Source organism: Spiroplasma endosymbiont of Phyllotreta cruciferae (genome assembly GCF_918697755.1).
Genome location: NZ_OU953854.1, coordinates 670878 through 694644 on the forward strand (window position 1 = coordinate 670878; position 23767 = coordinate 694644).

Annotated in this window: 27 protein-coding genes, 6 tRNA genes and 4 pseudogenes; 7 read left to right on the forward strand and 30 right to left on the reverse strand. The window is 26.2% G+C overall.

Annotation, left to right across the window (positions count from 1 at the left end):
* Window positions 1–5 precede the first annotated feature (5 nt).
* From NL276_RS04450 to leuS, 14 genes and pseudogenes are all read right to left on the reverse strand, one after another.
* Window positions 6–404, reverse strand: coding sequence for a hypothetical protein (locus tag NL276_RS04450; protein WP_253301358.1), 399 nt, complete (start codon window positions 402–404; stop codon window positions 6–8).
* Window positions 385–876 (reverse strand): hypothetical protein, encoded by a 492-nt coding sequence (locus NL276_RS04455; protein ID WP_253301359.1) that lies wholly within the window; start codon window positions 874–876, stop codon window positions 385–387. Before NL276_RS04455 ends, NL276_RS04450 begins: the two co-directional genes overlap by 20 nt.
* A complete protein-coding gene (locus NL276_RS04460) occupies window positions 831–1115 on the reverse strand; it encodes a hypothetical protein (protein ID WP_253301360.1) in 285 nt (94 codons plus the stop codon). Before NL276_RS04460 ends, NL276_RS04455 begins: the two co-directional genes overlap by 46 nt.
* Window positions 1116–1835: 720 nt before the next feature.
* On the reverse strand, window positions 1836–2357 hold the full coding sequence (locus tag NL276_RS04465) for a methylated-DNA--[protein]-cysteine S-methyltransferase (protein WP_253301361.1): 522 nt from the start codon (window positions 2355–2357) through the stop codon (window positions 1836–1838).
* Between the two features lie 114 nt (window positions 2358–2471).
* The gene (locus NL276_RS04470; RefSeq protein WP_253301362.1) at window positions 2472–2651 is read right to left on the reverse strand and encodes a DnaJ domain-containing protein; all 180 of its coding nucleotides are present in this window, start codon (window positions 2649–2651) and stop codon (window positions 2472–2474) included.
* 18 nt (window positions 2652–2669) lie between these two features.
* Window positions 2670–3311: a hypothetical protein gene (locus NL276_RS04475; protein WP_253301363.1), complete on the reverse strand. Its 642-nt coding sequence runs from the start codon at window positions 3309–3311 to the stop codon at window positions 2670–2672.
* Between the two features lie 145 nt (window positions 3312–3456).
* Window positions 3457–3651, reverse strand: a complete 195-nt coding sequence (locus tag NL276_RS04480; protein WP_253301364.1) for a hypothetical protein — start codon at window positions 3649–3651, stop codon at window positions 3457–3459.
* A gap of 133 nt (window positions 3652–3784) precedes the next feature.
* Entirely contained in the window at window positions 3785–4336 is a 552-nt protein-coding gene (locus NL276_RS04485) for a DDE-type integrase/transposase/recombinase (RefSeq protein ID WP_253301365.1), read from the reverse strand.
* 12 nt (window positions 4337–4348) lie between these two features.
* Window positions 4349–4669 (reverse strand): annotated as a pseudogene (locus tag NL276_RS05265) (IS3 family transposase); the annotation flags it as partial.
* Complete coding sequence (locus tag NL276_RS04490; RefSeq protein ID WP_253301366.1) at window positions 4636–4899, reverse strand: transposase family protein; 264 nt, start codon at window positions 4897–4899, stop codon at window positions 4636–4638. The pseudogene NL276_RS05265 and the gene NL276_RS04490, both read right to left, overlap by 34 nt.
* Window positions 4900–5032: 133 nt before the next feature.
* Window positions 5033–5404 (reverse strand): PTS sugar transporter subunit IIB, encoded by a 372-nt coding sequence (locus NL276_RS04495; protein ID WP_253301367.1) that lies wholly within the window; start codon window positions 5402–5404, stop codon window positions 5033–5035.
* A gap of 2 nt (window positions 5405–5406) precedes the next feature.
* Window positions 5407–6213 (reverse strand): NAD(+)/NADH kinase, encoded by an 807-nt coding sequence (locus NL276_RS04500; protein WP_253301368.1) that lies wholly within the window; start codon window positions 6211–6213, stop codon window positions 5407–5409.
* Window positions 6214–6312: 99 nt separating this feature from the next.
* Window positions 6313–7380 carry a TMEM164 family acyltransferase gene (locus NL276_RS04505; RefSeq protein WP_253301369.1) on the reverse strand — a complete coding sequence of 356 codons (1068 nt, stop codon included), beginning with the start codon at window positions 7378–7380 and terminating at the stop codon, window positions 6313–6315.
* A gap of 48 nt (window positions 7381–7428) precedes the next feature.
* Window positions 7429–9846 (reverse strand): leucine--tRNA ligase, encoded by a 2418-nt coding sequence (gene leuS / locus NL276_RS04510; RefSeq protein ID WP_253301370.1) that lies wholly within the window; start codon window positions 9844–9846, stop codon window positions 7429–7431.
* A 139-nt stretch (window positions 9847–9985) separates the two neighbouring features.
* Between leuS and NL276_RS04515 the strand changes: the two genes are divergently transcribed.
* Both NL276_RS04515 and NL276_RS04520 read left to right on the forward strand, forming a co-directional pair.
* Window positions 9986–10624 carry a nitroreductase family protein gene (locus NL276_RS04515; protein ID WP_253301371.1) on the forward strand — a complete coding sequence of 213 codons (639 nt, stop codon included), beginning with the start codon at window positions 9986–9988 and terminating at the stop codon, window positions 10622–10624.
* 46 nt (window positions 10625–10670) lie between these two features.
* Window positions 10671–11087 carry a hypothetical protein gene (locus NL276_RS04520; RefSeq protein ID WP_253301372.1) on the forward strand — a complete coding sequence of 139 codons (417 nt, stop codon included), beginning with the start codon at window positions 10671–10673 and terminating at the stop codon, window positions 11085–11087.
* Here the strand turns inward: NL276_RS04520 and NL276_RS04525 are convergent.
* The 13 genes and pseudogenes from NL276_RS04525 to NL276_RS04585 form a co-directional block, all read right to left on the reverse strand.
* Entirely contained in the window at window positions 11045–11380 is a 336-nt protein-coding gene (locus NL276_RS04525; RefSeq protein WP_253301373.1) for a hypothetical protein, read from the reverse strand. The two genes, NL276_RS04520 and NL276_RS04525, sit on opposite strands and share 43 nt — an antisense overlap.
* A gap of 18 nt (window positions 11381–11398) precedes the next feature.
* On the reverse strand, window positions 11399–12148 hold the full coding sequence (locus tag NL276_RS04530; RefSeq protein WP_253301374.1) for an IS3 family transposase: 750 nt from the start codon (window positions 12146–12148) through the stop codon (window positions 11399–11401).
* Window positions 12149–12413: 265 nt separating this feature from the next.
* Window positions 12414–12542 (reverse strand): hypothetical protein, encoded by a 129-nt coding sequence (locus NL276_RS04995; RefSeq protein ID WP_256468767.1) that lies wholly within the window; start codon window positions 12540–12542, stop codon window positions 12414–12416.
* Between the two features lie 54 nt (window positions 12543–12596).
* Window positions 12597–12908, reverse strand: a complete 312-nt coding sequence (trxA, locus tag NL276_RS04535) for a thioredoxin (protein ID WP_253301375.1) — start codon at window positions 12906–12908, stop codon at window positions 12597–12599.
* Between the two features lie 62 nt (window positions 12909–12970).
* Window positions 12971–13770, reverse strand: a pseudogene (locus tag NL276_RS04540) (HAD-IIB family hydrolase).
* A 160-nt stretch (window positions 13771–13930) separates the two neighbouring features.
* Window positions 13931–14015, reverse strand: a tRNA-Leu gene (locus NL276_RS04550).
* An 18-nt stretch (window positions 14016–14033) separates the two neighbouring features.
* Window positions 14034–14109, reverse strand: a tRNA-Lys gene (locus tag NL276_RS04555).
* An 8-nt stretch (window positions 14110–14117) separates the two neighbouring features.
* A tRNA-Thr gene (locus NL276_RS04560) sits at window positions 14118–14193 on the reverse strand.
* Window positions 14194–14206: 13 nt separating this feature from the next.
* Window positions 14207–14282: transfer RNA gene (locus NL276_RS04565), tRNA-Val, on the reverse strand.
* A gap of 4 nt (window positions 14283–14286) precedes the next feature.
* Window positions 14287–14362: transfer RNA gene (locus tag NL276_RS04570), tRNA-Glu, on the reverse strand.
* 34 nt (window positions 14363–14396) lie between these two features.
* Window positions 14397–14472: transfer RNA gene (locus tag NL276_RS04575), tRNA-Asn, on the reverse strand.
* A gap of 997 nt (window positions 14473–15469) precedes the next feature.
* Window positions 15470–15640 carry a hypothetical protein gene (locus tag NL276_RS04580; RefSeq protein WP_253301378.1) on the reverse strand — a complete coding sequence of 57 codons (171 nt, stop codon included), beginning with the start codon at window positions 15638–15640 and terminating at the stop codon, window positions 15470–15472.
* 93 nt (window positions 15641–15733) lie between these two features.
* The gene (locus NL276_RS04585) at window positions 15734–16198 is read right to left on the reverse strand and encodes a lipoprotein (RefSeq protein ID WP_253301379.1); all 465 of its coding nucleotides are present in this window, start codon (window positions 16196–16198) and stop codon (window positions 15734–15736) included.
* Window positions 16199–16317: 119 nt separating this feature from the next.
* Here NL276_RS04585 and NL276_RS04590 point away from each other — a divergent pair.
* Window positions 16318–17274, forward strand: a pseudogene (locus NL276_RS04590) (IS30 family transposase).
* Between the two features lie 316 nt (window positions 17275–17590).
* Here NL276_RS04590 and NL276_RS04595 read toward each other — a convergent pair.
* Together NL276_RS04595 and NL276_RS04600 are read right to left on the reverse strand one after the other, a co-directional pair.
* Window positions 17591–18142, reverse strand: a complete 552-nt coding sequence (locus NL276_RS04595) for a hypothetical protein (RefSeq protein WP_253301380.1) — start codon at window positions 18140–18142, stop codon at window positions 17591–17593.
* 6 nt (window positions 18143–18148) lie between these two features.
* The gene (locus tag NL276_RS04600; protein WP_253301381.1) at window positions 18149–18580 is read right to left on the reverse strand and encodes a hypothetical protein; all 432 of its coding nucleotides are present in this window, start codon (window positions 18578–18580) and stop codon (window positions 18149–18151) included.
* 2837 nt (window positions 18581–21417) lie between these two features.
* On the opposite strand from NL276_RS04600, the gene NL276_RS04605 reads away from it, so the two are divergent.
* Window positions 21418–21726: a nicotinamide mononucleotide transporter gene (locus tag NL276_RS04605; protein ID WP_253301382.1), complete on the forward strand. Its 309-nt coding sequence runs from the start codon at window positions 21418–21420 to the stop codon at window positions 21724–21726.
* Between the two features lie 82 nt (window positions 21727–21808).
* Here NL276_RS04605 and NL276_RS04610 read toward each other — a convergent pair whose 3' ends face one another.
* Window positions 21809–22321: a purine-nucleoside phosphorylase gene (locus tag NL276_RS04610; protein ID WP_253301383.1), complete on the reverse strand. Its 513-nt coding sequence runs from the start codon at window positions 22319–22321 to the stop codon at window positions 21809–21811.
* A gap of 222 nt (window positions 22322–22543) precedes the next feature.
* On the opposite strand from NL276_RS04610, the gene NL276_RS04615 reads away from it, so the two are divergent.
* The 3 genes and pseudogenes from NL276_RS04615 to NL276_RS04620 all read left to right on the forward strand — a co-directional run bounded on the left by NL276_RS04615 (window position 22544) and on the right by NL276_RS04620 (window position 23659).
* Window positions 22544–22717 carry a hypothetical protein gene (locus tag NL276_RS04615; RefSeq protein ID WP_253301384.1) on the forward strand — a complete coding sequence of 58 codons (174 nt, stop codon included), beginning with the start codon at window positions 22544–22546 and terminating at the stop codon, window positions 22715–22717.
* 231 nt (window positions 22718–22948) lie between these two features.
* Window positions 22949–23095: pseudogene (locus tag NL276_RS05270) on the forward strand (helix-turn-helix domain-containing protein); the annotation flags it as partial.
* Window positions 23096–23107: 12 nt separating this feature from the next.
* Entirely contained in the window at window positions 23108–23659 is a 552-nt protein-coding gene (locus NL276_RS04620) for a DDE-type integrase/transposase/recombinase (RefSeq protein WP_253301385.1), read from the forward strand.
* Window positions 23660–23767: the final 108 nt, after the last annotated feature.

The window sequence follows — 23767 nt, forward strand, 5'->3', positions numbered from 1 at the left end:
TCCTCCTATTTTTTATTATTTGTATTTGTTCTTTTTCTAATTGCTTTTTGGATAATTTCAAAACTATCGACTCGAAAAGATAAAAAATAACGTTTAGTTTTTATATTTAACTGATTAAATACTGAGCCTTTAATTTTTATCTCATCATCTTTTTTTAATTTCAAAAACTCAGATACAATTGGTGGATTATATATTGATAATGTTGAATAATTTAATCCGTCTCATTGACATTTAGCCGAACAAGCATCAACTTCAACACCACCAGCAACCAGTGCCTTAATTTTTGTTTTAATAGGGTTTTCATGTAATCTAACAGTTAATTCTAACTTGTTAATTCTTTTATTTTTTATTTTAGGTTTATTAGTTATTGATTTCTTAGGTAAATTACTTTTTAGCCGTGCCATTTTTTTCAACTCCCTTTGATAAAAAATATTGTAAATGTTTTCAAGCGTCATGTTCATGCTCTGTCATTTTAATATTTCCTTTATAGCTATAATTTTTCTTAACAACTGGCGATTGTAAAACATAATTTAAATTAAATTGATATTTACATAAAACTTTTAAACCACCTATAAATTTAGGTGTAGATAGTGGGTTTGTTATTTTTAATCCCTTATGAAGTTGATAATCTTCAATTATTACAATAACTTTATTTAAATAAGAACAAATTTTATTTTTAAACTCATTTAATATTAAATAGATATTATTTATTGCTTCTTCTTCATTTTTGGAATTAAAAGTAATATTATTAATTATTTTATTTTGCAAAACATTATAAATAATAATACCAGTTTGTCCAATTCCAGCAGGGTCAATTGCAATAATATATTTTAATTTATTCCTTTGATTTTTTGGTCAATTTGTAATATTTTTCATCCATCGGAAGCTAAATCTAAAATATCGTTAATTTTATAATGTTGCATATAAGAAACAATAACATCTCATTTATTTTCAAATAAATTTAAATACATTTTTGCTCATTCTAAACATTGCAAATCATAATGATTTTTATAATGTGAAATACGACAATTAACAGGTTGACAATTAACCCAATCAAATGATGTTGTTATTTCATTTCAAGTTTTATTGATATATTTACTTTTATATTCTTGCATAATATTTTTTCCCTTCTTTTTATTTATTTTTTTAAATAAATAGAAAAATCCTTTGTTGGTTAATATTTTGATATTTAGTAATTTATTTTAGTACTTACTTAATTTGCCGCCCGCTTCACTTTGGGGGTGAGCGGGGGCGGTAGAATATTTAGACATAGTTTACCCCCCTACGGAAGTAAAAAAGTTTACCCAGTTATTAATTACGCTTCATCCATCCCTAGACAACTTTATATAAAGAAAATAACCTTTTGGAGCTCCAACCCTCTTGTTTTTTTAGTGTCCGATATTGTTTTTTCGGTTTAACAACAAACACTCTTTTTATGAAAACAAGCCAAAAAACACATGCTCTGACATTTCGCAAGTGATTAATCTTGCCGAGAATTAAAGAAATAAATAGGAGTAGTAAATCCATTCGCTTTCACACTTTCTTTAAAGCTTCGCGCCATAGATGAGTTGTTCATCTTTCAGCATCAAAATATTAAGTTTTAAGTACTGCATTATTCATCGGATAATACCTTTATTTGAAAGGAAATTTATAAAAATATCGTTTATTTTGTGTAGGGAAAACATAAGAACATCTGTTTTTATGATAAAAGTTCTAAATTTATAAGATACTATCCGATGAATAATGCAAATAAATTTATGTTTTTTAATAAAAATAAAAAACACTTTATTTTTCATAAAGTGTTGCATTTGGTTTACAATATACAAAATGTTAAATTATCAAATGTTTTCCAATTGTAACAACGACGCCTTCATTTCCATCCCGCCACGATAACCTCGTAAGGTATTATTTTTGCCAAGAACACGGTGATATGGCACAATAATTGTCATTGAATTATTCCCAATGGCAGTACCAACAGCGCGAACTGCTCGGGGATGACCAATTTTTTGGGCAATATCAGAATAACAAGTTGTCTTCCCATAAGGAATTTTTGCAACTTCACGTCAAACTTTTTGTTGAAACAATGTTCCAATAAAATCAAACGGTAATGTGAAGGTTGTTCGTTTTCCTGCTAAGTATTCTGTTAATTGGGTAACTACTTCTGCTGTTTTTTGCTCTTGATCAGCAACCAAAACAATATTTAATCCCTTTTTCTTTTGCCAATATTCTAACTCACTAAAACCCTTATGATTAGAACTAACAAAAGTAACCCCTTGGTCAGAAACAGCAATATATAAATCTCAATTATTAAATTTTAAATTAGTATAGTATCATTTTATTATTTTTTGTGTAGCCATGTGTATATTCCCTTTCTCGTCATAACTTCTGCATACTAAAATAATTTTTTGTCCTTTAAGTTAATAAAATTATACTATTAATTTTAGTAAAAACAATTTGCAACTAACAAATTTTTAAACTTCATTTTCTTCTTGCTGATGATTGGCAAGTAACTTCTCATAACCATCATTAATTTTTCGCATTACTTCTTCACTATCAAAACTTTTATTTAAATCAGGATGATATTTTTTTGCTAACTGGCGATATGCTCGTTTAATATCATTAATTGAAGCTGATGAACTTAACCCAAACAATTGATATAATTCTTCTAATTATGAAGCAGTTGCAGATGATTGTCCAAAGTTTTCTCATGTTTGTAAATCAAAAAGGGTATTAAAATCATTTTCTAATTTTTGAATAAACTCTTGATAAATTTTATTTACCAAGGTAAGATGCTCATTTAAAACGGCAGAAAAAACTGCTTCTAGTTTAGTAAAAATTTGACGATCTTTCCATCGTAAATAAAATTTAATTTGTTGTAAAATTGAAAAACTATCTGGAATCAATTGGGTTGCTAACATTTCTCTAGTTAATAACACATGCGGTTTTAAAAAACATTCAACAAAAGTTTTATCTCATGTTTCTTGATCATATAATGCAACAAATACTGTTGCTAATGGTTCAATATTGTTACTAATAACTTCTGTTAATAAATTATTTAATTCTTCATTAATTGTTGTGAAATATTCAACAAAAATATCATTTGCAATTGGATCTGTTGTTTTATTTAAATAATGAATTAATTCTCAATAGTCAGACATAAATAATCCTAAGTTAAAATCAATTTGGTAGTTTGGAATTGAAGTATCAACATAACGTGGCGGTGGTAACAAATATTTTGCAATTAATGCATCTTCACTAATAATGGTCATCATAAGCTCATAACTTTTATCAGCCTGGTCTTTGCCATTCATAGTATTCTCTTCATTTTTAAGATGATATTTTGCTTTCCGAAACCAAAACCGAACCTAAGCTCCTACTAAGGAAAAACCAACAAGTATCAAAACTATAATTACTCAAGTCATTGTGATATATAGACTGCACCCATTTTAGTAAGTACTAATAAAAAGTATTTACTATTTTTTTAATTATATCTTTTTCTTTACGATTTGAATATCATATATTTCATTTTATAACATCTTGTATATATTCTTCATGTGAATTATATATTTTATTATGGATTGTAGCTTTCTTAAGTAATGAATGAAAACTTTCTATAACAATATTATCTGCACAGTGGTAATTTTTCCCCATTGAAATTATAATACCGTTAGATACACATTTATCGAGATAAATAGCGGATGTGTATTGATATCCGTGGTCTGAATGAATTATTATTCCATTCTAGACTGCACCCATTTTAGTAAGTACTAATAAAAAGTATTTACTATTTTTTTATTATATCTTTTTCTTTACGATTTGAATATCATGTATTTCATTTTATAACATCTTGTATATATTCTTCATGTGAATTATATATTTTATTATGGATTGTAGCTTTCTTAAGTAATGAATGAAAACTTTCTATAACAATATTATCTGCACAGTGGTAATTTTTCCCCATTGAAATTATAATACCGTTAGATACACATTTACCGCGATAAATAGTGGATGTATATTGATATCCGTGGTCTGAATGAATTATTATTCCATTCAGATCTTTTTTTATTAATTTTATTTTATTAATTGCATCATTTAAATTATCTATTACTAATTTATTGTCATTATATTTAGATCACTTTACATCAACCATTTCTTTAGTATATCCATCAATAATTGTTGATTGATAATATTTTTCTCTTTTTCAAATTAAATATGTTACATCAGTATATAGCACTGAAAACCTTGTTTTTATATCATTGAATTTACGATTAATTAAATCAGGATATTGCAATAAACTTTTTTCTTTATTCTGTTTATATTTCATTTTTCTTCTCATTTTTCTTACATATTCAGGTTGTATTTGATTATAACGCATAATCCTTAAAACTTTTTTTGAATTATATTTTATATCATAATCTTCTTTTAAATATTTAGTAATTCTTCGATATCCAAATTGTTTTAAATTTTCTTCATAGACTTTTACAATATCATTTATTGCTTCTTTATCTTTTTTGCTACTGTCATAATTTTTATATTTATCTCAATAACTACGTTTTAACCCCGTTACTTCTAATAATAATTTTATTGAATATTCATGACAATTTTGTTTAATAAAAGAGACGATTCTTAGTTTGCTTAATTGTAAAAGTCATGGAGCTTTTTTAATAATTCATACCTTGTTTTATAATATTCTAAATCTATTTTACCAAAAGAGATTTTAGGTCCTTTATGATTGTTTAATTTTCCTTTTTTATGATTTGCTCATCAAGATTCTACTGTATTTGCATTTAGATTATATTGTTTTGCTACTACTCAACAACTTTTTTGTTTAATTTCCTCAATGATTTTTGTTCTAAATTCTGATGTATATTTGTTATATTTTTGACCTTTTCTTGCCATATAAAAATGCACTTCCTTTAAAAGTTTAGCAAAGTCTTTTTTTACTTTACTTACTTTTTGGGGTGCACTCTAATAATATATATACTCCTTTTTATAACAATTTTACTATCGCCAATTTACTAATCAATATTACTTATTGTTCTTTTTCCATCGCTGCATCAATTTCAATCTTAACAGCTAAACTAACATTACCAAATGGCATAATTACTGTTTGCAAAACAGTAATTATGTGTTTTAGTTTGAATTTTGTTTTTAATAATTCAAAATCAACTTCATCTAAATCCTTTACCGTTACGCGTAAACGAGTCAAAGTTGCTTTAACCATAACAATGTTATTAACTGTTCCTAAAATTGTAATTAAATCATTAACAGAAAAAGAAATTTTTTGCTTTGGAATTAAAACTTTTTGAAAATTAAAAATTTTTTTTCGAAAAACCATCATTAAAATGAATAATAACATTAAAATCATAGATACCACAATAATAATGATATATTCTGCCCGCATTTCTAATCATCCCTTCTGTTGTTATTACAATGCGCAAATAAAATTTTCATTTTAGCAATCATACTTAAATTATTTTCTTCATCATAAAATAAATTTAATGTTTTTTGACTAATTTTTAACTCTATTTGTGGGCTTAAAATCTCTGATTCATAAGTATCAATGACTAAACTTTTTCCTGCTAATGCCCCGGTTAAACGAACAACTTGTTCTTGGTCCAAAATGATAGAAGCATTAATTGTTGAAAATGTTGAATTAGCAACTGGGGCAATTTCTTTTAATTGTCATAACGTTGTCATATTTGCCGCAATAATTGACCCGTTAATTGCTCGCATATAACCCGTTGACCCCGTTTTTGTTGCAAATACTAAACCACTCCCACGAAAATGTTCTAATAAATCATCATTTACATAAATATCAGTTCGAATTGTTTTAACATGGTCAACAACTTTTGCTTCGTTTAAAGCATAGCAAACAATATTATTGTTATATTTAATTTCTAATAAAGGCATTTGACGAATCCGCGCTGTATCCTTAATAATTGCATCAATTGCTCGTGAATATGTTTTTTCATCATAGTTAGCATAAAAACCTAATGACCCCGACTTAATAACAATAAAATAAACTTCATCAATAATATCTTGAAACTCATTAACCGCACGTAACAAAGTACCATCACCACCAATCACAAAAACATATTCTGGATTGATAATATCTTCTTCCAAACCGTAATTTTGTAATGTTTTTGTAATTTTACTAACCAACTTGGCTGATTCTTGATAGTCATTTGCAATAATTGCATATTTAAACATTGTTATCATCCACCTTTTCTTAGCAATTTAGTTATATTATACCTTTATTTTAAATTGTAATCCTTATTAATTAAAAAATAGTCAACAAACCTGACTATTTTAACGAGAAAAAGTTAGTAATTCAACATCGGTAAACCGCAATAAGTTAGTTTGATTTAAATGTTGATGAATTTTATTATCTGGTCAAAAAATATAGGTAAATGTAAAGCCAATATAAGTTAACCCTTCTTTTGTTCGAAACTTATTACATGAACCACGAGAAACGGCTATTAATTCCTTTGTTTTTACATCGTATAAAAAACTTTGTGGAATATAAAATAACACGACATGGGTGAGCGAAACCATCACAATTCCCAAGATAAACATTGGCAATCAGGCAAATGGTCACATGTATTTTGCTCCAATAAAGTTTGTATTTCATCCACCAACGTTAAAACCACCATTATTTCATGATTCACCACTACTTGGTCCAACAAATAACTGATTAGTTTTAAAAATCCAATCTCAAATTACCGCTATAATTGAAAATAATGTTAATCACAATAATTGTCATTTAAATAATAAACCACTATAAGGACGACCAACCAAACCATATTTATAAACATATAAATAAGCAAAAATGATTAAAGTATGTAAGATAAAGTAATTATAATAAAAGAAATTATCTAAACTTCAATAACCATTAACGGGCGTAATAATTGCTAAGATTGGTAAAATAATTGCTGATGGCCCTACAACTTCAAAAAATTTTCGACTAGGAAAAATTAAAATAAAGCCAGATAATAATTGGTGCATACTACATAAATGCAATGGCATCACTTCACTTAAACCACGAATTTGTGACGGACCAACCGGACCTCAAATTCACTCCGTTTTTAAAACAAGCGCTAAATATGATGCTCAAATTGCATAAGTTAAAAAATAAGTTGCAATTTGATAAGTTCCAATTGAAATTCGAAATCATTTTCAATTAACAGTTTTAGCATAATATTTTTTACAAAAAAACAATGACCCAATAAGTAAGATAAAAATAGCAATTCCAACTAATTGAAAAATATAACTGTGCCCTTTAAAAAATCATTGGTCAGTTCAATCTGCTCCTGGCACATATGAACCTGCTGGATCAAAAAATCCTCAAGGTCCATCACTAGAACGAACAAATTTCATTTTTTCTTTCTCCTTTGTTTAAAATGATAAATTATTAAATTTGTGATATTATTTTACAACAAAATTAACAATTTTATTTTTAATAATAATTTCCTTTATAATTTGATGATTAGCTAAAAAGGTTTCAACATTAGAATTTGCCTTTGCTAAAGTTAACAAGTCTTGCTCGGAAGTATCAACTGCCACTTCTAATTTAGCACGTAATTTCCCATTAACTTGAACCGCAATCACAACTTCCTTTTTTTGTAAGTATTTTTCTTCATAACTTGGCCAAGTCGATAATGCAATTGATGATTCTTGTTGTAAATTAACTCAAATTTCTTCTGCTAAATGTGGTGCAAAAATACTTAACATTTTAGTAAACCCTTCAAAATATGGTTGGTAAATAGGCGCATCATCTTTATAACAAGCATTAATGAAAACCATCAATTGTGAAATAGCGGTATTAAAACTCAATTTTTCAATCATCTCGGTTCCTTTTTTAACCATATTATGATAAACAAAATCTAATTGGTGATTATTAACTTGCGTAAAATTATGATTTTTAACAAGACGATAAACACGATCTAATCATTTTCGCGCTGAATCTAAACCACTAGGATTTCATGGTAATGATGCCTCAATTGGACCCATAAACATTTCATATAACCGCAAAGTATCAGCGCCATGCGATTTAATAATATCATCAGGATTAATAACATTCCCTTTTGATTTACTCATTTTTGTTCCATCAGGACCTAAAATCATTCCTTGGTTAACTAATTTATAAAATGGTTCGGAAGTTGATACTAACTTTTGATCATATAAAAATTTATGTCAGAAACGTGAATATAATAAATGTAAAACAGCATGTTCTTGTCCACCGACATATAAATCAACTGGTAATCATTTTTTTAGTAATTTTTGTGCTTCTGAACTTCGTAAATCTAACATTTCATTATTTTCCATTAAAATGTAGCCTAAGTAATATCAACAACTGCCAGCTCATTGTGGCATCGTATTAGTTTCGCGGCGGCCTTTTCTACCAGTGCTATCAACAACCATTAATCAATCAGCTGCATTAGCTAAGGGTGACTCTCCCGTTTGGGAAGGTCTAATATTTGTCATTTTTGGTAATTCTAATGGTAATTCTTTTTCATCAACTAAACTAATGGCCCCATCTTCTCAATGAATAACGGGAAATGGTTCTCCTCAATAACGTTGTCGAGAAAATAATCAATCACGAAGTTTATAAGTTGTTTTTGCTGTTGCATGCCCTGCTGAGGTTAAAACAGTAATTGCTTTTGTGATTTCTTCACTAGTTGTTAAACCATTTAAAAAGTCAGAATTAATGTGTTTTCCATCTTTATTATACAACTGTTGATGGTGTTCGCCTTCAATAACATAACTAATTGGTAATTGATATTTTAAAGCAAACAAATAGTCACGCTCATCATGACCAGGAACAGCCATTACGGCCCCCGTAGCATAAAATGGTAAGACATAATCAGCAATCCAAATTGGCACAACTTTTTTGTTAACAGGATTAATTGCATAACTACCAATAAACATTCCTGTTTTTTCTTTACTATTATCTTGGCGATCTAAATCACTTTTTGCTTTTGTAGTGACTAAAAATTCTGTTACTTTTCCTTTATATTCTGGTGTTGCTAATTTTGTTACTAACGGATGCTCTGGTGCTAAAACTAAGTATTCAACACCAAAAATAGTATCCGCTCGAGTTGTAAAGACTTCAATAATTTCTGAACTATCTTGAACCGTAAATTTAATTTCAGCACCAACTGATTTTCCAATTCAATTACGTTGCAATTCTTTGACTGATTCTGGTCAATCAACTTCATCTAGTCCTTCTAATAATTTTTCAGCATACGCAGTAATTTTTAAAACTCACTGACGCATTGGTTTCTTATAAACTGGATAATGCCCTCGTTCTGACACCATTTTTCCATTAATATTTAAAATCTCTTCATTTGCTAAAACAGTTCCTAATTCAGGACACCAACTAACATCAACATCACGCATTTCAGCTAAACCATTTTGATATAATAATTCAAAAATTAATTGTGTTGTTTTAAAAAACCCCGGCGAAGAAGTATTAACTTCTTTATTATAATCATAACTAAATCCAAGCGCTTTTAATTGACTACGAAAATTAGCAATATTTTGTAATGTAAATTCAGCAGGATCATTTCCTGTTTGTAAAGCATATTGTTCTGCTGGCAATCCAAAAGCATCTCAACCAATTGGATGTAAGACATCATATCCTTGTAATTTTCGCATACGACTAACAACATCGGTTGCGACATAACCTTTTGGATGCCCAACATGTAAACCTGCTCCCGAAGGATACGGAAACATATCTAAAATATAAGCTTTTTTATCATAATTATTTGTTGTTTTAAAAGTTTGATGTTTTTCTCAATATTGCTGTCATTTTTGCTCAATTGCCTTATGCGAAAATTCCATTGTTATTATCCTTCCTTAATTTTATCTTTTTTTATTATAACATTGTTCCTACGGTTTGTTAGTGGTTTAAACACTATTAATTTAATTTTATTCACGTATAATAAAATTATTACCAGAACAAGAAAGTGGAGGAAAAACAATGAGTGTACAACAAGCAGCTCAATTTCGAAAAGCCATTAAAATTTATGATAAAACAAAAACGGTTAGCAAAGCTGATTTAAAAACAATTTTAACAACAGGCGCACTAGCACCTAGTTCAAATGGATTAGAACCAGTTAAAGTTATTATTATTAAAGATCAAAAGTTAAAAGAACAAGCAGCACTAAATTGCTTTATGACAGGAAATCAACAAAAAGTAAAAGATGCTCCAGTTTTGGCATTATTATTAGGAGCAAACGGAGATTATTTAACTTCAGAACAATTTCTAACAAAACGTTTAGGACGAATTTTTGAAGGAGAAGCATTAAAAAATAACGTAAAGGGAATGAACAATTATTTAAAAACTTATCCAAGTCCCGATATGTTTTCTGATGAACAAACACATATTGTTGCTAGTTTTATGGCATTACAAGCGGCAGATTTAAAAATTGGTTCAAGTATTATGGGTGGTATTACTCCAACACAAGCTATTCCATTTTTTAAAGAACACAACATTGTTGACTCCGCAAAATGACATTTAGCATTAGGAATGCTTTTTGGCTATTATGATGATAACAAAACAGGCACAAGTTTTCCTTGTTTAAGAATTCCAGAAGATGAATTTGTTACTATTTTTTAAAAGCTGGCGCACATATAGCAATTAATCAGAAAGCAATAATATAACCATGAAAACATCACTTAAAACATTTTGAATTATTAGTTTAATCTGTAATGTTATTTTTCTATTATCACAAATTGCAACAACAATTCCGTTGGTATTATATAAAAATGCCTTACACTTAAGTAATAGCGATTTATCACAAATTTTCTTTGGAATTTTAATCATTATTATTTTAATAATGTTTATTAGTAACTGAATTATAGTTCGAAATCCATTGCAAAAACTAAACAAAACGAAGGAATTAAATCCTAAACAAGCTGATTTAGTATTTAATATTATAACCAAATATTCACATTTGCAAACCGAATATGACGGGTATGTTTGATATTTAAAGAAAAAAGGATTTATTCTACTAACAACACTTGTAATTAACTTTAGTTATGCTTTAATTACAGCTGTTATTTTTTCTATTTTAGGGTAAATAAAAAAAGAAAATAATATTATGAAGATGTCAATTAAAATTGACAAAAAAAAGATTTTTTTATTAAAAAACTCCATTCGTTGTTCGAAAGGAGTTTTTCTTTGCGATATTATTGGCCTTACAAAGTTATAAAACTCAATATAGTTCGAAACAATTTCATAAATATTATTTAAATTTAGTTCATTTCGTTGATATAAATATATGCATTCTTTTTTAAATGAACTAAATCAAGTTTCACATGCCTCATTATCTGGTGAATTTCCTCTTCGAGACATAGAAATAACCATGTGCATACTTTCACATAAATCCTTCTAGATTGGTGAAGTATATGAGCTACCCTGATCACTATGAATTATTATATTTTTTGGTTTTCCTGAATAATTTCAAGCTGAAACTAAATTTTTGTAGCACAAATTACTATTTAGATTATTAGATAATTTTCAATCTAAAATTTCACCATTAAATAAATCTCTTAAAATTGATAAATATAACATTTTATTTTTTATTGGTAAATATGTAACATCAGTTACTCATTTTTGATTAGGTTTAGTTGCAACAAAATTTCTGTTTAAAATATTTGGAAACCTTAATGGTCTAGATTTTAAATAACTTGGCTTAATTTTACGTTTAATAGATTTAATTTTTAAAATTTTCATGTATCTATAAACAACTCATTTGTTAAGTTTTATGTTTTTATATTTTTCTAATAAAATACTCAGCATTGGATATCCGTAGATACCTTTAAATTTATTAAATAATTCTAATATTGTATTGGCAAATTTAATATTATAATTTTTATACTTAGGCATTCCATTTTTTATTCATAAATAATATCCTTGTCTAGTAACTTTTAATTTTCGGCATAAAAAATCAACAGAATAATCTGTTGATAAATTATTAATGGCGAATAACTTATCTTTAATAGTCTTCGCTTCATACTTTTTTAGTGCAAGATGGAGCTTTGCAATTTCTTCTAATTCAAAGCGCGACATTTTAGTAACATCATCAGTCATAACTTTTGATGCTTTCATTCTACGTTTTGAATTCTGAATTGTTTGCAAGCCACGGCCTCACTCTAAATTATCAACATTTTCTTCAGCCTCAGCGCGTCATCTTTGAATAGTTGACTTTGCTACATTACATTATATTTTTCTGCAGAACTTCTCACTCCATTTTGTTTAGAAAATTCTAATATTTCAATTTTTTCATCTTTATTTCATTGTTTTACCATAAAAAAGAACATCCTTTAAATAAAATTATATAACAGAAATTTTAACTCTCTTTTTTATGTCAATTTTATTTTATATGTTCATTATTTTATTTTTTTTATTTTGAAGCTTTTTCTTCCAAGTTATCTTTTTCTTTTACTTTTTTTGCAGCTTCTTTTCGTGCTAAGGCTTTCGCTGCTTTTTTCTCCGCAATTAAACGACGACGCTTTTTCATTGCCATTGCCATTTTATATTCACCTTCTTCTTTTAGGTTGTTATTAAATCTTTTTAACAACTAATTTTAACTTAACAATTCTTGTTCAATTTCATTACGGGTTACAAATCCAGTTTTTCGCTTTAATTCATTTCCTTTTTGGAATGTAATTAATGTTGGTATTGATAAAATTCCATAATTTTGGGCAAGATCTTGCAATTCATCAACATTAATTTTAACAAAATTAACATCACCACGGTCTTTTGATAATTCATTAATTACCGGTGAAATCATTTTACATGGTCCACATCAATCAGCATAAAAATCAACTAATGTTAATTTATTTTCAGCAATTACTTTTTCAAACTCCTCAACAGTTTTTAATTCATTTACAGCCATTTTTTCTCTCCTTTACTGAACTCTCTTGCTTTTTTTATCATATCACAAAAGTTCTATTTTTTTTAAAAAAACTGCTGTAAATATTTTGCCGGTCCATCCTCCCGATTTGATAAAGTTACTTCATTGGCCATCACCTTTAATTCATCAATTGCATTACCAACGGCAATTCCAACGCCATCTTGTCGAATTAATTCAAGATCATTGTAAGAATAACTAAACGAATAAGTTTGACTAATATCAATTCCAATATGATGCGATAAAAACTGTAATGCACTTCCCTTTGAAATTCCTTTACAAGAAATTTCAAAAACACGATTATTATACTGTGTAATATCTAATTGTGGTAATAATTGTCGTAACTCTTGCATCAATATTTCAGCATCATTATCATTTAATGACTGATGAGCAATAACACTAGCATGCGTAATATCTTCAATAATTTCTTCTGGTTTAGTAATAACCTTATATTTAGTTCGCATTATTTTTGATCAATAATAAGAATTTTCACCACATTTATAAACATACGTACTATTATTACTAAAAAAATGCACTTTATATTTTTGATACGTAAATTTAAAAATAGTATTAATTTCAGCAGTTGTAAAAATCATCATTCATAAAAAACTATTTGTTTTAAATGAATAGGCACTTGCCCCATTGTTTGATAAGACATAGCCATTATATTTATGAACCTTTAGTTTACGAGCTTGAAGAATGGCATCATTTGCTAATCGCCCTGTTGTCACCACAAACGGAATTCTTTTTTTTGGACTGAATTAACGGTTTTCTTTGTTAACTTACTAAAACGGTGATTATCTTTTAATAAGGTTCCATCTAAATCTGAAAAAACAGCTTTTTTCATTTGTATTCTTCTTTCTAACCAAAAGTTGTATGATCAATTATTTAAGATATGTATCAGACACTATTTTATAGTTTTATTAATTATAGTAGAAAAATAATAAAATTAAACAAATTTTTGCAAAATAAAAAACACTTATAAAGTGTTGTTTTGTTTCTCTTTATGGTCCGGGTGAAGGGACTTGAACCCCCACGAGTTACCCCGCCAGATCCTAAGTCTGGTGCGTCTGCCAGTTCCGCCACACCCGGGTATTTGATTTTTAAAATTGGTCTCCTGTAAAGGACTTGAACCTTTGACCCACTGGTTAAAAGCCAGATGCTCTACCAACTGAGCTAACAGGAGACAGCCAATGGTGCTGGCTAGAAGAATTGAACTCCCAACCTACTGATTACAAGCCAGTTGCTCTACCAGTTGAGCTAAGCCAGCCTATCATTAAAAATGGTCCGGTGTAACGGACTTGAACCGCTGACCACCTGCTTGTAAGGCAGGCGCTCTCCCAACTGAGCTAACACCGGAAAATGGTGACCTGTACGGGGTTTGAACCCGTGAATGCATGCGTGAAAGGCATGTGTGTTAACCGCTTCACCAACAGGCCGATAAATATTTGTAAAAATTGTCAAAAAAAATAATGGCGCCTAGTGCAGGGCTCGAACCTGCGACCGATCGGTTAACAGCCGAGTGCTCTACCGACTGAGCTAACTAGGCATGGCATATTTTTTAGCCTTATTAATTATATACTAAATATTAAAAAACAAGCAACTATTTTTAGCCATTTTTTTAATTTTATAAAATTTTTATGCAAATCACATTAATAATAAAACAACAAATACAATAAATTTACAATGTAAAAAATTAAACAAATTATTGAAACTTCAGTTTATTTTGCAACATCAAGTTCCCTATGAAAAAAACAAAAACAAATATAACTAAAAAATAATTGTTCACAATGGTATTTAATTATAATGAAATATTCTTAATAAGAAATACTTTAAAATAAGATTAGAATAATATATTAAATAAACATTTTTTACTTTAAATTAGTATCTTTTAATTTTAATGGTTTAAATAATATTTCAACTAATTCTTCTATTCTTGTTTTCTTTCTTGCTCCAAAAACATTTTTAATTATTTGATTAAAAAGCAATTCATAATTTGAATCAGTTTTTAAAAAATTTGAAGAGGGCTTATTACTTAATTCAATAATTATAGCCGCTTCCTCAGCTATTTCATCAAATAATTCTTTTACAAGTTCATCTTTTTCATTATTATGTTTTATAAAGGATTATAATTGTAATTTTGTTTAATAGTGTATATAAATTTCTATATCATTTTCTATATGCTTTGATTTTAATATTAAATAATAAATAGTTGCGCCAATTATTGCAAAAATATCATGGCATCGTGTAAGTGAAGTGCAACAAATCAACTCAGAAAGGAGTTGATTTGTTAATGGAAAGAAAACATTATTTTATTTTACGGTCCTTAGTAACTAAGTGTGGAAAAGATAATGTTATTAATACGGTAAATAATATTGTAATTAATAATGAAAAAGAAGATGAATAAATTATCCGCGTAATTTATTAGCGGTAATTTATTCAATATAGTTTATTTTGAGTGTAGCGAACACGCGACGCGACATTTTAGTCACATCATCAGTCATAACTTTTGATGCTTTCATTCTACGTTTTGAATGCTGAATTGTTTACAAGCCACGGACTCACTCTAAATTATCAACATTTTCTTCAGCCTCAGCGCGTCATCTTTGAATAGTTGACTTTGCTACATTATATTTTTCTGCAGAACTTCTCACTCCATTTTGTTTAGAAAATTCTAATATTTCAATTTTTTCATCTTTATTTCATTGTTTTGCCATAAAAAAGAACATCCTTTCAATAAAATTATATAACAGAAATTTTAACTCTCTTTTTTCTGTCAATTTTATTTTATATGTTCATAATAGTTCCTTTTATTTTTTTCAATCAATTATTAGTCCTGTGTCTTTATTAATTTCTGGTATTTGTGGTTCATTGTTTTTATTTCAACGATAAACCGCTTTAAAATGATCTGGATTATTTTTTCAATCACTTCATCCTATACCACGCCAAACTTGTAAATCATTATTTTCTTTTTTTAATAAATCATTAACAATATTTATATTTATTGAATTATTATTAAACTTATTAATTCTTCATTCATTATCAAATATATAAAATCAAATAACAATATAATATTTATTATCTATTTTATTAAATACATTATCATTTGAATAAACTTTTTTTCAACTACTATTTTCTGGTGGTTGTTGTGGTTCTGGTGTAGGTTTATTACCCCCTTTTTTTTCATTGTTATTTGGTTTTTTACAACTAATTAATGTTGTTGTACTTGTTGCTGTTAATTCGATTGTTCCTAAAATACTTAGTCATTTTTTCATATTTTACTTCTCCTTTATTAAAATTACTTGAATGCTATAATTGATTTTATCATATATCAATAATGTATTAAATAATTTTAATATTAAATTTATAAATTAATGAAAGGTATATAAATGTTATGTATAGTCATTTAAGTTTTATTGATAAGGTTAAATTGGAAAAATTATTATTATCAAAATTATTTTTAAAAAAGAATGGTGAAATAAATATTTCACAAATTGCTAAATGTTTGAACAGAAATCGTAGTACTATTTTGCGAGAAATTAAGCGTTTTAAAACTATTGATGAATATAGTGCTTATAAGTCAGATAAAATGTATTATGAGAAAAGAAAAAATAATAATAAAAGATATAAGTTTACAGAAGAACAATTAAATTTTATTAATATAAGATTTAATGTTTATCGTGATTCTCCATCACAACTTATTCATCGTTATTTTATAAAGTTTGGTATTAAATTTCCTGTTTGTGTTAAAACATTGTATAAATGAATTTATTTGGGTTTTTATGGTTTTTTAAAACAGAATTTACGTCATCGTGGTAAAAAATATAAAACAAAAGGAAAATTTGATAATCGTGGTAAATTAATTAATTTTAAATCAATATGAGATATTGAGAATAAAGAGACTGATGTTGGTTGATTTGAAATGGATACCGTAGTTGGTAAAGACCATCAATCTAGTAATTTAGTTTTAGTAGAACAATTAAGTAAAAATTACTTTGTAATGAAATTAAAAAATCATACTGCTAATGAAGTTGTAGAAAAGTTTAAAGATATTGTTATAACTAATAATTTAATTGGGAAAATTAAAGGAATAATAACCGATAGAGGAAAAGAATTTAGTAAATGAAGATAATTAGAAATATTTGCTGAAACACAAGTTTATTTTTGCGATCCGGGAAAACCACTAATTGAATATATGAATTCTGAACTTAGAGAATGATATCCTAAGAGAACTGATTTTAATAATGTTAGTCAACAAAAAATAAATTGAGTAGTTAATGTTATAAATGATAAATTAAGGCCTTGTTTAAATTGAATAAGTGCAAAAGAAGTATTTTTACAGAATTTTTAAAAAATTTATTACTTAACTTAATAAATTATTTTTTAGTACGGTTAAGTGTGCTTAAAATAAAATAAAAATTATAAATATTTTAATTTTTAAAAATTTATAATTGATTTTTTATGATTTTTATTGTATTATTTGACTAATAAGATTTGTTGCACTTCATTTTACATAATTCCTTTTAATATATCTTCTGACATTTTTTTTAAATAATTGTCCTTTACGCTCTTGATTCTTATATATTGTTCTTAATGATTTTCCTTTAATTACTGCCAAAATAACTTTGCCAAAATCTTTAGTATCAATAGAAATCAGTGAATCTTCATTACATAATTCAAGAAAAAACATTTTTTACACCCGGTTTTGCTTGTTTTGAAATTAATATTTTTTCTATCTCTTTTTCATCAATAACTTTTATAATTATATGATGCTCATTGCCAATAATTTTATTTAATTTTTTTTCTAAATTTTGTAATAAATCTTTATATTTAAAATTAGCATCTGCAGAAGTATATAATACAAGTTCAACATTCAAGTTTTCTTCAATATAATTATTTCAATTAGCACCAATATCTTTTATATCTTCATTTTTATCATAAAATTTATCTTTATAAAATGAATCAATGGTAGTTATTATTTTATCAAAACTATCTTGAACATCAAGCTTATTAATTTCTTTTTTATATTTGCAATGACATATTTTAATTGTTTGAGTTTCTTCATCAATTTCAAACAGATTAATTCCACCGTTTTTTACAGAACCAATTACTCTTTTTTCAGAATCAATATCATCAAGATCCATTAAATATTTTGCACAAAATAATTCAAAACATTCAAAGTCTGCTATTTCCTTTTCCTCTAAAAGATCAAAAAACATTTGTTTTTAATATTCTTTTGAAAAGTATTCTTTATTCGTATCATTATAAATACTTTCGTTAAAATTAATAACATGTGTTTCTTTATACTCACTAATAATATCAAACATTCTATTTAACATATCATTTTTTAATTCAAAAGATACTTTTGTATAATCATTTCCAGAATGTGAATAGGGTTTTACACTATTATTTAATTCAGATATTTTATTTAATATAGAATCATTTAACATATTTTTTTGTTTAATATAATTAATTTTTGAACCCACACTTTTTATTTCGCAAACATCATTAAATTCAAAATCTAAAAAATACTCTAAAGCTTTTCTTATTTCATTTGGAAAATTAAATTTCCTATAATTTATATTCGATTCTATCATCTCTATTTCAGAAATAAAATCATTGTTATTATATTTTTTGTAAAAATTAAAGTTTGACATTTTTTCCTCCTTAAAAATATTAGACATTGAGGTAACTTGTCTATATAATAAATTATATATTACTATGGTAAATTATTAAGTTAAACTATAAAAATATTTTATATTTTAAAAATTTAATCATATCCTAATTTTACACAATGTGTAAATTATCCTATATAAACTTGTGATAGTCCAGTTTTTACATTAAATTTTTGTGCTATATCAAGTAATAAAATTTTTAAAGTCTTCAAATAATTTTTTGAATTTATTATATTTCTTTTTTTAGCTTTCAGTTTTTAAAATAGCATAAAATGATTCAACTATCGCATTGTCCAAACAATTTCCAATTTATATGATTTACATTCTGAGCCATTATCACTATGAATATTTAAATTAAAATTATTATAAAGATTTTAAGAATAGTTTTAAAATAAAACTTAAAATAGCAAAAATATTTAAAAAACAAAAAATTTGAATTAACAATATTTTCTTATTTTTATTAAGGGTATTTAAGATCCAATAAATAAAATAATATTAGTTGCATAAGTCATGTTAAAAAAAGGAGAATTAAAAAATTATGCAAAATAATATGAATATAATTATATGGTGTAAAGAAAACTCAAATTCCATTCCTATTTGTTGCAACAATTATCTTATTAAAAGGTTGATCATATAAATAATTTAAAGTTATATACAATATAACAATATTAGCAATTAATCCAAAAAAACCTAAATAAAGTGGAATAAAATTTATAATTTTTATAATAAAATATTTTATATTCTTTTTTGTTTTTAATGCTATAAAAATTTCATTTTTTCACATTTTCAACTTGATACTCATCATCTTTTAATGCAATATTCTGATTATTATAATTTATTTCATATAAATTCAACAATAAAAAATAAATGAAAATAAATATGAGCGACAATAATTTGCCAGTTAAAATTAAATTATTTAATAGCATTAAAAATAAAGGCATAAATATAATCACAAAAACATTTAAAACTGAGCAATAAAATATTCACTCTTTTTTAAGTTAACTATAATATTTGCTTGTTTTGTTAAGTTAAAATTTCGAGAATAACTACGATTTTTCATTATTTTTACTAAAATTTTTTGTTAACAATGTTTAACAATATACATTTGAAAATATCAATCAATAATATTAACAATCACACTTGTACCTATTAATATAGAAATATTAATAATAAGTCAACGCCAATCAATATCTCAAGTATAATACATCATACAAAGTGAAAAAAACAGAATTATTAATGTTGTTGTAACAAGACGTGAACATAAACTATTTTTAAACTTATTTTGATTAATAATCATCATTTAAAACATATTACTGATCTCAGCACCCAGTCATAATTGGTGGGAATCATATCATTCTAAAAATTATACTAGTTTTTAATCAAAATTGACGTCCCAATAAACAACCCGCTACTTGAACACCTAATGTACCGCCTATTATTAAATCAATTTTAGGAATTGCTAAAACTCAAGGATATTTAATTGCTAATAATGAGCTACATACCCTGCTAATTTTACAGTTAAAATACTACTAATACTATCACGTGCAATGTTATTACCCGCATTATTTAAAGTGGTAATAAAACTGTCTCAAGTAATTCATCATTTAAAACCCCATCAAAAGTTTTCAAATGCTGTGACACCATAATGTTTTTCATTTTTTAAGTAACTAATATACGAATTCAATTAATTGATCTTTATCCATTAAATTAACATTAGGATTTTCTTCTAAAAATAATTTAATATTATTAACTAAGTTTTTTAAGAATAATTTAAAACTTTTTACTATCAATACTATATTCTTTTTATTTATTAAAGTTATAATTTTTATAATAAAATAATTTTCTATTTTTATTATATTCCCCCACTTTAGTGACATCTAAATGTTTATTTGTTTGTACTTCAGTTCTAACAAAATTTTCAACAGTTATTTTTTACCGGTAAAATAGCGATTAAAATTATATTAAAAATAGTTAATAACTTTTTCATCATTAATCTTCCTTTCAATTTAAATTTAATATTATTTTAAAAAATTATTGTGTTAGTAAAATACTTAGCATAACTTTCTCTTAATTTTATTGTAGCAAATCTACTTGAAATATAACAAAAAACAATATTTTTTGTTAAGATATATTTATAAATTTAAAAAGATCGACAGAAGAAAGTTCAAGATAGTTATCTAAAATAGAAAATAAACAGCAAAAATGATTTATAATTACCCGACCAATTAATTTTCTAGGTGTAAAAACAATATGAAAAGATATTAAAGAATTACCCAAGACTTTTTAAGATTCTTTTAATTTGTCTTGGAGTTATTGTTATCTTATTATCCTTTTTTGATTTTATTCATTTTATTGATCCTTATAATAATCCTTCTTTCTTTAGTATTATAAATGTTTTAAACACACCCAAACCTTATTTGGGTAATATGCCAAAATGAATTGATGCCACGTTGTATTCATTAAGCGGGCTAGTTAGTTTTAGTGTGGTCTTAAATGTTTTTTTAATTAGTTTTGGAAAAATGAGTAACTTTTTCTGAGGTTTAATTAATGTTACAAACTTTTGGATTATTTGCATTTTATTTTGATTATACCGGTGATGCGCAATTAAACTTATTCTTTTATTTACCCCTTTCAATTTATTGGTTGATACATTTGACAGAAAACATTAGTATTTGAACAAAATTCTTCTTTAAACATTAGATCATCAAAATGATGAATTATAATTCCAATTGCCCTTAGTGCTTGTGCTATTTTAATGGTTGCTTGATATTATGAAATTCCCGCCTTTCATTATGCGGTTGTAAAGCAGGACTGCCTATTTGCATCAACCAGTTCCCTGTATTTTTGATAGCATTACAAATAGCATCGCCATTATTGCTTCAATTATAATGTTTTTACAATTAAAAGAACAATGAATTTTATGATTAATTTCTAATATTCTCCAATTTTCAATGTTTGCTGGCGTAAATAGTATTGGTGGTAATCATCCGATATCAATTAATATTAATATGTTAATTCAAATGAGTTTCTTTATTGTTAATACAATTATTGGTTTTTTAATATGAAGTGGCTATTTAAACAAAGAAAAAAGCATAATAACAATTCTGCTTTTTCTAAATTACTTCTAATAATTTCATTAATAAGACTTTTAAATCAACTGCCATTTTATGCGTTTGTTTCATAATATAATCATCATCGACAAAATCAGGATTATATCCAATCGAACAAACTGTTGCGGTTGCTAAACCAGCAACTTTTCATTCCGCTATGAAATTCTGCAATTGCTTCAGGAACAATACTCATTCCAATCATTTGTGCATATGGTTTATACATTCTTGCTTCACGAGCTGTTTCAAAGATTCCACCAGGATAACCAACATATACTCCCGTTTTTAATTTAATATTGTTTTTTTCAGCGACTGTTAAGAGTAATTGTCGTAATTTATCATAATATAAATTTTGCGGAATTGGTCAACGAATTCCTAACCGAGAGTTATTCAACCCGATAATTGGATTATCCCCAAAAGCATTAATATGATCTGTTATTGCACATATTTCACCAATTTTAATTGCCTGTGCATTTAAACTATCTGCAGCATTAGATGCAATCATTATTTGCACATTTAATAATGACAACGTATAAATTGGGAAAGCAATTTCACCCATGCTATTTCCTTCACAATAATGGTGTCGTCCTTGCATAAAAACTACTTTTTTTCCCATTATGTTCAGCAAAAACTAAGTTTCCAAAATGATATGGTGCTGTACAAACTGGTCAAAACGGAATATCCGCATATTTAATACTGTGGTTAATTTTAAATGAATCAGCAAGAGGATTATAACCTGAACCAAGTACCATTAAAAAGTGGTAGTCTAGAGTGCACCCCAAAAAGTAAGTAAAGTAAAAAAAGACTTTACTAAACTTTTAAAGGAGGTGCATTTTATATGGCAAGAAAAGGTCAAAAATATAACAAATATACATCAGAATTTAGAACAAAAATCATTGAGGAAATTAAACAAAAAAGTTGTTGAGTAGTAGCAAAACAATATAATCTAAATGCAAATACAGTAGAATCTTGATGAGCAAATCATAAAAAAAGGAAAATTAAACAATCATAAAGGACCTAAAATCTCTTTTGGTAAAAGAGATTTAGAATATTATAAAACAAGGTATGAATTATTAAAAAAGCTCCATGACTTTTACAATTAAGCAAACTAAGAATCGTCTCTTTTATTAAACAAAATTGTCATGAATATTCAATAAAATTATTATTAGAAGTAACGGGGTTAAAACGTAGTTATTGAGATAAATATAAAAATTATGACAGTAGCAAAAAAGATAAAGAAGCAATAAATGATATTGTAAAAGTCTATGAAGAAAATTTAAAACAATTTGGATATCGAAGAATTACTAAATATTTAAAAGAAGATTATGATATAAAATATAATTCAAAAAAAGTTTTAAGGATTATGCGTTATAATCAAATACAACCTGAATATGTAAGAAAAATGAGAAGAAAAATGAAATATAAACAGAATAAAGAAAAAAGTTTATTGCAATATCCTGATTTAATTAATCGTAAATTCAATGATATAAAAACAAGGTTTTCAGTGCTATATACTGATGTAACATATTTAATTTGAAAAAGAGAAAAATATTATCAATCAACAATTATTGATGGATATACTAAAGAAATAGTTGATGTAAGGTGATCTAAATATAATGACAATAAATTAGTAATAGATAATTTAAATGATGCAATTAATAAAATAAAATTAATAAAAAAAGATCTGAATGGAATAATAATTCATTCAGACCACGGATATCAATACACATCCGCTATTTATCTCGATAAATGTGTATCTAACGGTATTATAATTTCAATTGGGAAAAATTACCACTGTGCAGATAATATTGTTATAGAAAGTTTTCATTCATTACTTAAGAAAGCTACAATCCATAATAAAATATATAATTCACATGAAGAATATATACAAGATGTTATAAAATGAAATACATGATATTCAAATCGTAAAGAAAAAGATATAATAAAAAAATAGTAATACTTTTTATTAGTACTTACTAAAATGGGTGCAGTCTAGTCTTCTCAATCGGTTACTTTTTGTTTCAAAAAATTAACTGCCATTGTTAAGTTTTCATCGTAAAGT